The sequence below is a fragment of the Candidatus Chlorohelix sp. genome (genome assembly GCF_037138995.1).
GTDB lineage: Bacteria > Chloroflexota > Chloroflexia > Chloroheliales > Chloroheliaceae > Chlorohelix.
On sequence record NZ_JBAXHI010000072.1, the window covers coordinates 1 to 9,358 of the forward strand.

9 protein-coding genes are annotated in these 9,358 nt (G+C 45.9%); 5 read left to right on the forward strand and 4 right to left on the reverse strand.

Annotation, left to right across the window (positions count from 1 at the left end; genetic code table 11):
• The 3 genes from WCK19_RS17675 to WCK19_RS17685 all read left to right on the forward strand — a co-directional run.
• A partial coding sequence (locus tag WCK19_RS17675) for an RDD family protein (protein ID WP_342398725.1) occupies positions 1-724 on the forward strand: 724 nt, incomplete at its 5' end.
• 6 nt (positions 725-730) lie between these two features.
• Positions 731-1,546 carry an RDD family protein gene (locus tag WCK19_RS17680; protein WP_342398726.1) on the forward strand — a complete coding sequence of 272 codons (816 nt, stop codon included), beginning with the start codon at positions 731-733 and terminating at the stop codon, positions 1,544-1,546.
• Positions 1,547-1,569: 23 nt separating this feature from the next.
• The gene (locus WCK19_RS17685) at positions 1,570-2,622 is read left to right on the forward strand and encodes a ThiF family adenylyltransferase (RefSeq protein ID WP_342398727.1); all 1,053 of its coding nucleotides are present in this window, start codon (positions 1,570-1,572) and stop codon (positions 2,620-2,622) included.
• A gap of 20 nt (positions 2,623-2,642) precedes the next feature.
• Here WCK19_RS17685 and WCK19_RS17690 read toward each other — a convergent pair whose 3' ends face one another.
• The 3 genes from WCK19_RS17690 to WCK19_RS17700 all read right to left on the reverse strand — a co-directional run bounded on the left by WCK19_RS17690 (position 2,643) and on the right by WCK19_RS17700 (position 6,360).
• Positions 2,643-3,890 carry an N-acetylmuramoyl-L-alanine amidase gene (locus WCK19_RS17690; protein ID WP_342398728.1) on the reverse strand — a complete coding sequence of 416 codons (1,248 nt, stop codon included), beginning with the start codon at positions 3,888-3,890 and terminating at the stop codon, positions 2,643-2,645.
• A 234-nt stretch (positions 3,891-4,124) separates the two neighbouring features.
• A complete protein-coding gene (locus tag WCK19_RS17695) occupies positions 4,125-5,222 on the reverse strand; it encodes a mannose-1-phosphate guanylyltransferase (protein ID WP_342398729.1) in 1,098 nt (365 codons plus the stop codon).
• A gap of 154 nt (positions 5,223-5,376) precedes the next feature.
• The gene (locus tag WCK19_RS17700; RefSeq protein WP_342398730.1) at positions 5,377-6,360 is read right to left on the reverse strand and encodes a DMT family transporter; all 984 of its coding nucleotides are present in this window, start codon (positions 6,358-6,360) and stop codon (positions 5,377-5,379) included.
• A 230-nt stretch (positions 6,361-6,590) separates the two neighbouring features.
• On the opposite strand from WCK19_RS17700, the gene speB reads away from it, so the two are divergent.
• Entirely contained in the window at positions 6,591-7,505 is a 915-nt protein-coding gene (gene speB, locus WCK19_RS17705; RefSeq protein ID WP_342398731.1) for an agmatinase, read from the forward strand.
• Positions 7,506-7,524: 19 nt separating this feature from the next.
• A complete protein-coding gene (locus WCK19_RS17710) occupies positions 7,525-8,016 on the forward strand; it encodes a GreA/GreB family elongation factor (RefSeq protein ID WP_342398732.1) in 492 nt (163 codons plus the stop codon).
• 76 nt (positions 8,017-8,092) lie between these two features.
• Here WCK19_RS17710 and WCK19_RS17715 read toward each other — a convergent pair.
• The coding region (locus tag WCK19_RS17715) for a hypothetical protein (RefSeq protein ID WP_342398733.1) at positions 8,093-9,358 on the reverse strand (1,266 nt) is incomplete at its 5' end.

The window sequence follows — 9,358 nt, forward strand, 5'->3', positions numbered from 1 at the left end:
TCCCCCACCCACACAACAAAATAGCCCTTACCCGCCCGGCTATCGTTCTCCCTATGGTATGTCTCCTTCGGCATTGCGTGGCGGGATGCTACCGCCCCGTTTCCCGGTAGCTCCAAACGGCGTACCGTATGTGGTAAACGAAAACCCGCAAGCGTTTCATAGCTATTCCAAAGAGGGCAAGCAGGTTTATGCTATTTTTGCCAGCTTTTCGATTCGGTTGGTTGCAGCAATAATTGATACACTGATAATGTCAATTCCCAGTTTTATGCTTTCGTTACTGGTGTATTGGGTGACTTTACCCGCTTCTGTAATAGAATCAAATACTATAGACCCAACCAACCCAGATGTTATAAATGCTTCAAACTGGCTAATCCTGCTGAACGGTACTATCTACCTGTTATATTGTGTCTCTATGACGGCACGCTTCGGACAAACAGTGGGGCATCGCTTGATGGGTCTAAAGGTAATGAAACTGGATGGTAGCAAACCGGATTTATCTACCGCGCTGGTTAGAAATCTTTTTGGTTATAGCTGGATTATCTCGCAAATATTGAGCGCGGTTGACATTGGGCTGGTAAATGTATTGGGTTTTATTCTGACTATAATGGTAATGATTGGCTTTAGTTCGGTGGCGTGGGCGCCTCGGAGACAGGGTTGGCATGACCGTCTGGCAGGGACTGTAGTGGTACACCGGGCTGAGTTAGTTAAAGATTTAAATTTCTAGGCGGTAATGTACTGTAATAATTGCGGAAAATTTAATCTTAAGGAAGCAAATTTCTGTTATAACTGCGGTCAGGCACTGGAACTTGTTAGCGAACCGTTACAGGTTGCGCCTGCACCTGCACCCGTTTCATCGGTCTCTATAAATACGTCACCACAGTATTATTCTACAACTCCTCAAGCTTATTATGGTAACTATTATAATGCTTGGCAATATCCATCCGCAAATTATAACCCGGTAAATAGCCCGAACTTTTTGTATTACCATCCGCTGGCTTATAACGCAGCAGGAATTACTTATGATATAAGCGGGCAACCGAGCGCGTTTTACAGCTATGTAGATGAGCAGGGTAAGTTGGTATTATTAAAAAGGGCGAATCACGGGAAACGCCTGTTAGCAGGGATTTTGGATTGGGCTCTTGGTTCTTTACCGGGTTGGATTATGCTTATTGTTGCCAGTAATAGCTTTACTTATATCTTGCCCCTTAGTCAGGGAATCCCGTGGTGGGCTTCGCTGTTTTCAACCCTATGCTTTTTCAGTTATTTCTTGGCTATGACTGCGCTTGTCGGGCAGACCCTCGGTAAGATGGCGCTAGGCATTCGAGTGGTGCGTTACGATGGGAATAAGCCCGGTTGGTTGCTGGCTTTTATCCGTCAATGTTTGGGCTATCCGCTCAACGCTGCTGGGTTTATGCTGGGCTTTTTATCCATATTTGTGGATTCGCGCCGACAGGGTTGGCACGATAAAATGGCGCGTACCTTAGTGGTGGAAGAGCGCAATTATACTGAGGGTCGCGATTTTACACTTCCACCCTTTTCTCAATAAAAATATCCAAAACAGAACTTTATATGAGCAATAATGAAAATAGAAACGAGCTTGTCCGCTATGCTCGTCAGATTTTATATCCGGGAATAGGTCTGGAAGGTCAGAAAAAGTTACTGCAATCTCGCGTTCTGATTGTGGGATGCGGAGCATTGGGTACAAGCCTTGCCAATCACCTTGTCCGCGCGGGAGTGGGTCATTTGACCATCATAGACCGCGATTTTATTGAACTGAATAATTTGCAACGCCAAATCCTTTTCGATGAGGAAGATTTAAAGCGCAACTTACCTAAAGCAAGGGCGGCTGTGGCTAAATTACGTCTGATAAATAGCGAAATTTCGATTGAAGCGTTGGTGGAAGATTTCAATTATGATAATGCGCTTGAACTGATTAGGGGCGTTAATGTGGTACTGGATGGCACCGACAATTTTGAGACGCGCTACCTGATAAATGATACTTGTGTTAAGCTGGGTAAAGCGTGGGTTTATAGTGGAGTCATCGCAGCTTATGGTATAACCTCTACTATTGTACCCGGACAGACCCCTTGTTTGCGCTGCCTGTTCCCCGACCCGCCCCCACCCGGTACTACGCCTACTTGCGATACGGCGGGTATTATCGGTAGCATTGTAGGGGTAATTTCTTCTATAGCCGCGGGTGAGGCAATCAAGTTGCTGGTGGGTAAAGGAACGCTCAATCGTGGGTTACTTTCAGTGGATTTGTGGCAGAACAGCTTTGAGAAACTTCCGATTGAAACGCCCCTGACCGATTGTCCATGTTGTGGCAAGCGTAAATTTGAATATCTCGAATCGGAAGGGACACGCGGTAGCCACGCTGCTAGTTTATGTGGGCGAAATGCTGTTCAGATTTCGGTGCGTCCTGCTGCACAAATCAATCTAGAAGAATTGGCAACTCGTTTGCAGACTGCCGGAGCATTGGAGGTAATTCAGAACGAGTATCTGTTGAGGTTCAAACTGGATGGCTACGAGTTCACAGTTTTCCCTGATGCGCGTGCTATCATCAAAGGTACTGACGATGAGAATATAGCTAAAACGCTCTATTCCCGGTACATCGGTATTTAGGACTGGTAAAACCACTAAGCCTAGCGCGTGATACTTACTACTGCGGCATCGCTCTTTTTAATGAAACCGCCTTGTTCAAGAATCGGCAACCAGATTCCATAAGAGCTATTATTTTCCGTATAATTGGTAAAAACTTGTTGCCTAGAGACATACGCAATCACGTTACCGCTATCGGCTGTATTAAAAATGGGGGTGCGGTCAAGGCGAGCTTCAATGGCGGATGCCAACCCTATGGGTTTTTCGCGTTGCTCGAAGGGTGGGCGTTGGTTAAGAAATACGATAATACCGTTGGCAAGTCCTCGCGCCACATTATCGGCACGGTTAACCAGTATTTGCGTATCGTTTGGATTGGTAAGAAAGCCTAATTCGATTATTGCGCCGGGTGTAGCTTTACTTATAGCGTAATAGCGGTACGCTGAATTGAAGGAATAATACTCGGTCATGCCATCAGTAATACTACCATCGCGCTTCATTAAGGTTGTGGCTTCGTACTGGCTGTAAATCGAATTTACCAGTGTATCCTCAGTTTTGGGGATAGCGCTGTTCCAATAGTGCGCTAATTTAAACCCGCTTGGACTGCTGCTGGTCACTGCGTCACAATGAATGGCTACAAAGGCATCGGCAGTATATGCGGGCGGGACAGTAGCGGGTAACAAATCCACCGTCACGCCTCTTGAGATGAGCAAAGCGGCGGTGCGGCGTGCTATATCGTAGTTAATCTGTACTTCTGTATAGCCGCCCCCGCTGCCTCCCGTCTGATTACGTAGCGCAGCCCACTCATCAGGCAGTTTGTCAATATCCAGATGCCCGATTTGCAACCCTACACGCGGTCTTCCATTTGTGCCGTAATTGGGCAATAACGTTGGGGTTGGCTGGCGTGTCTGAGGCGGGGCGATGTAGGGAATCAGCGGCACTCCATTGATTAGAGTCAGATTCTCAGGCTTGAGATTTGCGGCAGAAATGCGCCCGCTATAACCATAGTTACGGGAGGCTTCAAAAGTGGCAAGGGGCGGAGGCGTAATAAAAATCTGATAGCGTGGTAGAGGGCTACCGCTTACTATATCTGCCGGAGTAGGCGGCGGGGCATAGCTAGAACCGGCTTGTGGGCTAGGGGCTGGCAAGGTATCAATAAGTGGCGCAAAAGTTGGAGCAACAAGAGAGAGTTGCGGGGTGCGCGTAGGGCGACTTTCATCCTCACAAGCAGCGAGCAGCAAACCGACAATTATTAGCCCTAACATGAAAACTGATTTGAGTTTATTGCTATACAACGGATTGTTGTTCCGAACGATTAACGCAGCGCCTTACCATTGTGATTTGGGGAGTTGCTTCGGCGTTTGCGACATTCTTGTTACCAAAAGTAACAGCCAAACCTACTACTAAAAGCAAACTTAAGCTCATGGGTAAGAGCGCTGTGTTATGCAGGTTTGGCATTGTGAACTTCATACAAAAAATCATCAACTTACGACAGAATAACCCCCCAAATCAGATGACACTATATTGATTTAGAGGTATTTGTCCAACCCTAGAACCTTAAGTTTTTCTACTATCTTACGCACATCTTGGTTGTTCTGGCGTTTGCAGACCAGCAATACATCAGGAGTATCCACCACAATAATATCTTCAAGCCCGATAGTAGCTACTAACTTATGCTGGTTTGCAGTATAAACAAGCGAATTGGTGGTTTCAATGCCAAGATGCTGCCCAATAATAGCGTTGCCTTGCTCATCGGCATTGCGTAGCGCGATTAGCTCTGCCACTACCGACCAATCGCCCACATCGCTCCACCCAATGTTAACCGGCAAAACTGCCATATGGGCTGATTTTTCGGCTATGCCTACGTCTATCGTCTCAGATTTGATTTGATTCCAGATTTCGTTAAGAACTTGCCAATAATTCTCATTGCCATAGGCTGCTTTTATCTGGTTTAATTGAGCGTATAGTTCAGGCTGAAGGGACTGATATTCACCTAGGATGGTGGATAGTTTCCAGATAAACATCCCGCTATTCCAGCTATATCGCCCTGTAGCCAGATATTGCTCGGCTATCTCGCGTGCCGGTTTTTCAACGAAACGATTGACCTTGTAACAATCCAGTTCGCCAATAGTTCTCAATAACGCACCACGTTCAATGTAGCCGTATCCGGTATGCGGGCTATCGGGTTCAATACCGAGCGTAACAATGTAACCTTGTTCTGCCATATTAGCGGCAGCGAGTACAGTTTTATGAAATTCATCGGTTTTGGTGATAACATGGTCGGCGTGGAAAGAACCGATTACAGGGTCAGACTCGCCTTTCGCAGCGGCAAGCCCTTCGATATGAATTAACCCTAACCCAATAGCAGGTGCAGTACCTCGCCCGCTCGGTTCAATTAGCACGTTTTCAGGTTTTAGCTCCGGCAATTGCTCCCGGGCTTTTTGCGCTTGCGAATCGCCTGTCACTATGACGATATTTTCGATAGGAATTATGCTCTGTAACCGCAGCACAGTTTCCTGTAGCATGGTATGTTCCGATACAAGATCGAGAAGTTGTTTAGGGCTTGTAACGCGGCTACGAGGCCATAATCTTGAGCCGATTCCACCTGCAAGCACAATTGCATACATCCAGCTATGCTCCCCTTAAGTTTACAAGAAATGAACAAATAAGAAATACACGAATTATTATACATTATGTAGCTAGATTTGGTTTTTTCCTGATGTTTGCAAATAAATAGACCCGCATCAAGTTCGGATGCGGGTTTGAAAAGAACGGTTTTTCTCAGGAGTGACTAATTTCTTCAGGCGCTCTGCGGCTAAGACTAAGGATTGCCAGCGCTATTAAAAAACCGCCTAGAAGTTTAGCAAGCGTAATACTCTCATCGAGTAGTAACGCTCCTAATAGCACTGTAACCGCCGGTTCACTGGTTGCAACTATTCCTGCGCGGGTTGCTCCGATTATATTGATGCCCATTAGCAATAAAAACACCGAAAACCCGGTCATTACTCCGATTGCTATGCAGCATACCCAGCCTTCTACTGTCATATCAAAGCGAAAAGTATCGGTTAAGCTTACATAAATGGTAAAACAAACAGCCGTAATCGGTATGCAATAACCTGCCATTATCAAGCCGTTTGTGTTTTTTCCGAAGTGTTGTGCCAGAACAGAGTACCAAGAATTGCTGAAAGCAGAACCGAAGATATAGAGAGCGCCAAGCCAACTAAAGGTTGCGCCCGCCATAAATGCGGTGGAAGGGTCAACCGTCAGGAAACAGCCCAATAACGCCATCCCAAGTGCTATGGTTTTAATCCAATTCAATTTCTCATTAAAAAACAATACCGACCAAAGTACAATTAGAGCGGGAAATACAAACACCAATAAGGAAGCCGTCCCGGCTGGCAGTAACTCTAGACCCATGTAGTAAAAGAGGGAGTTGGTAATCCAAATTAGCCCCAATAGGAAGAAGCTCACCGCTTTTCGGCGAGGTTGACGTATTTGCAAACGCACACCGCGCCGAATCAATATCCAGATTGTCAGCCAGATTACCAAACCTGCGCCAATGAAGCGGATAGTTAATAGCGATGCGACATTGGCATTTCCCTCATAGGCGTACTTAGCCAGCACCGCTTGTATGCCATAACTTGCGCCTGCTATAGCTACAATGCCGATACCTAACCAGTGTCGCCCACTACCCGTTAGAAGTTTTGTTTTGAATGAAATTGATTGGATTGGAGCAGTTTCAGTCATCTGCTCTAGCTGTCTCATGTTAGTAAAGTCTCCTCATAACTATTGATTTACACTCAAATAGTTTGACTTTTGCCCTTACTAAAGTCAATAGGCATTATTGCGGCACTTTCCTACATCCTTTTTAACTACTCGGCAACTTTACAGGATAGGTGCGAGTGTTATAATACTTAAACCGTAACTTGTGCCGCTTGCCTTTTTAATGGGGTAGCGGTCTTCTTCTATTAAAAACACAGGTGGAGATAAATCCAGTGACTTTTGCGAACTTTCAGCTTGAGGAAATCGAGATAAAGGCGAATGCTATACAATTTCTTGAGCCGGGCGAAGGTTATATAAAATCTTTTGAGGAGAGCCGGATAGCCATTATTCCGGCAGGGCTTGAACAAACTACCAGTTATATGCAGGGAACAGCCAGAGGACCTGCCGCTATCCTTGCTGCTAGTTCTCAGGTTGAGCTTTATGATGAAGAATTAGATGACGAGCCAATAGAATTGGGTATTTTTACTCTGGATGAGCTTGATTTCAGTGATAAAACTCAGGAGCAGAGTCTTGCTCTCATCGGTTCTGCCTTCAAAACTTGTATGGATGCCGGGAAGTTTACGGTTACACTGGGTGGCGAACACTCGGTGACTATTCCCATTATTCACGACCTAAAAAACCGATTTCCTGATTTAGTAGTTTTAAGTTTTGATGCACACGGTGACTTGCGTGTTACGTATCATGGTGAGCTAAGCCACGCATGCGTTATGCGCCGTATCGCTGATATGGATGTGCCTGTTTATGTTATTGGGGTGAGGAGCGTATGCCGTGAGGAAGTGGAATTTGTACGCTCTAACTCCAAAGTTGAAGTGCTGTTTGATTACCAGCGTGCCGAGCGCAAATTTGAGGTAGCAGACCTTTTGAAGTGGGGCAAGCACGTTTATGTTACTGTTGATTTGGATGCGTTTGACCCTGCCGAAATGCCCTCGGTTGGCACGCCCGAACCGGGTGGTTTACGCTGGCGTGAATTTTTCGCAATTTTCAAAGAAGTTTGTGAAAACACCAAAATTGTTGGGTTTGATATTATGGAATTAATGCCTCGTGAAGGTCAGGAAAGAGCAGATTTCTATAGCGCAAAGCTGCTCTATAAAATGTTAGGCTATATGCGACGGGCTGGGCAATTTTAATTAAGGAGGTAGTACATAAATGGCTAACCCCATTAACCAATTAACGGCGGAAGCTAAAATCTCGCTTGAAGCTGAGTTAAAAGAATTACTGGAAGTGATTGAACCAGATTTGGTGGCACGTGTAGGGGATGCCGCAGCACAGGGGGATTTGCGTGAGAATTTTGCATATCACGACCTGCGCCGCGAGCTTGGAATAAAGCGCGGGAGAATACAGGAATTGCGAAATATCCTGAAATCCAGTGTAATAGTTGAAATACCGGTAAATGATGGGTATGTGCGTCTTGGTTCTACCATAGTGGTTACTGAAGATGGGTTTGATGATGAGGAAGTTTTTTGGATTGTGACCGAAGCGGAAGCCAGCAATCAGTCTGATTCTTCCAGCGGAAGGGTGAAACTGTCGGTTGGTTCACCGCTAGGGCAGGTATTGTTAGGTCGCAAAATTGGCGACAAAGTGAGTTTTACTGCTCCTACCGGCGCGAAGCTGTCTTTTATTGTCAAAAGAATCCAATAAAAGAGTTCAGAAAAAGACTTTAAAAAGCAAAACTCCCTTCCCGGTTTATCGAGAAGGGAGTTTTTAAGTTCAGCTTTTACTTTTTAACCCCACCAATGCGGTAGGTGAAGTATTCTGGGTCGTTGGGATCGGCGCGGAAGGCGCTATTCCCACTTGCTAATAGGTTGCGAAGGTAAGCTCTGCTAAAAGGTCGCTCTATATTGACCAGCGGATACAGGTCATTCAAAGCTGCCCGCAGCACATCAGCTTGTTTTACACCCACCAGTTCAAAGGCGTTTGCCACCAGAAAGTCGGTTTTCTTGCGGTCAGATTCTTCAAGACGTTTCTGATTATCAAGTTTGCTGAAGCGTTCAGGCGTGAGAATTTCGCTCTCATTTACCTGGCACTCAAAACCAATGGTTCTGTAAACAAACTTCTGCCGTCTCTCATCGTAAAACAACAGGCGGCGTTCTTGTTCTGCACTACTAACCTCGTACTCGATTATAAAGTGATTCGTGCGAATACCCTGAGTTACCACCAATTTTGCACCCGGTATCAGGTTATTGGCATAGAAGTCTTCCAACCCGGCAATCCACCCGCCACGGGTACCACTTGGAAAGTGCAACTCGGCAGTGTAGGTAAACTCCAGTTGGGGAGCTTCAAGGCGCAGAATGACCAGCTTCTGTTCCTCCAACAAACCAGATGGGAATAGAGTACGGGCGTTTAAATCATAAGGCAGCAAACCGTTCTCGTACTCGTAAAAAGTAATGGTATGCTCCCACTGCTTGCGCCCTTTTACTGTAGTAGATAGCACAATTGGGTCATTTAAGTTTGCATCTTCGAGGAACTTATAGTCCAACCCGATTTCGGATGCCTTGCGTTTGCCCTGACCCAGTGCGTTCATACCCGGTGCAGTCCAGATACGATCGTCTTCTGCGCCAACAAACTCGAAATCTTTCTTTTCACGAGAAAGACGGAAGTTTAAGGAGAAGCGTTTCGCTTCGTAATCCTGATCGTTGTTGCGCTTGTTAAAGACATCCGTCAATATAGCGGTGTCGGTAACAGGTCCGCCAACTTCATTCATATAATCGCGAATGCGGCGGAAATCTCCTTTGGTCAATCTTTCAGTTTGGTCTTCGAGGAACCAGTCATTGGCAAAGTTAATAAAGCGCAAATCCTGAGTCAAGGAGTTAGCCAAAGCAGCTGAGAAATAATCACCATAAGAATCCAGAATTTCACTGGCAGCTTTGCTCAAATCAACTTCAATGCCTTCATCAAGGGTCATGATTACAGGTCCTGATGGCATAACAACAGGCTTAGGCGGCGCGACAGTCTCAACGACAGTGGGCTTGGCTTCAACAGG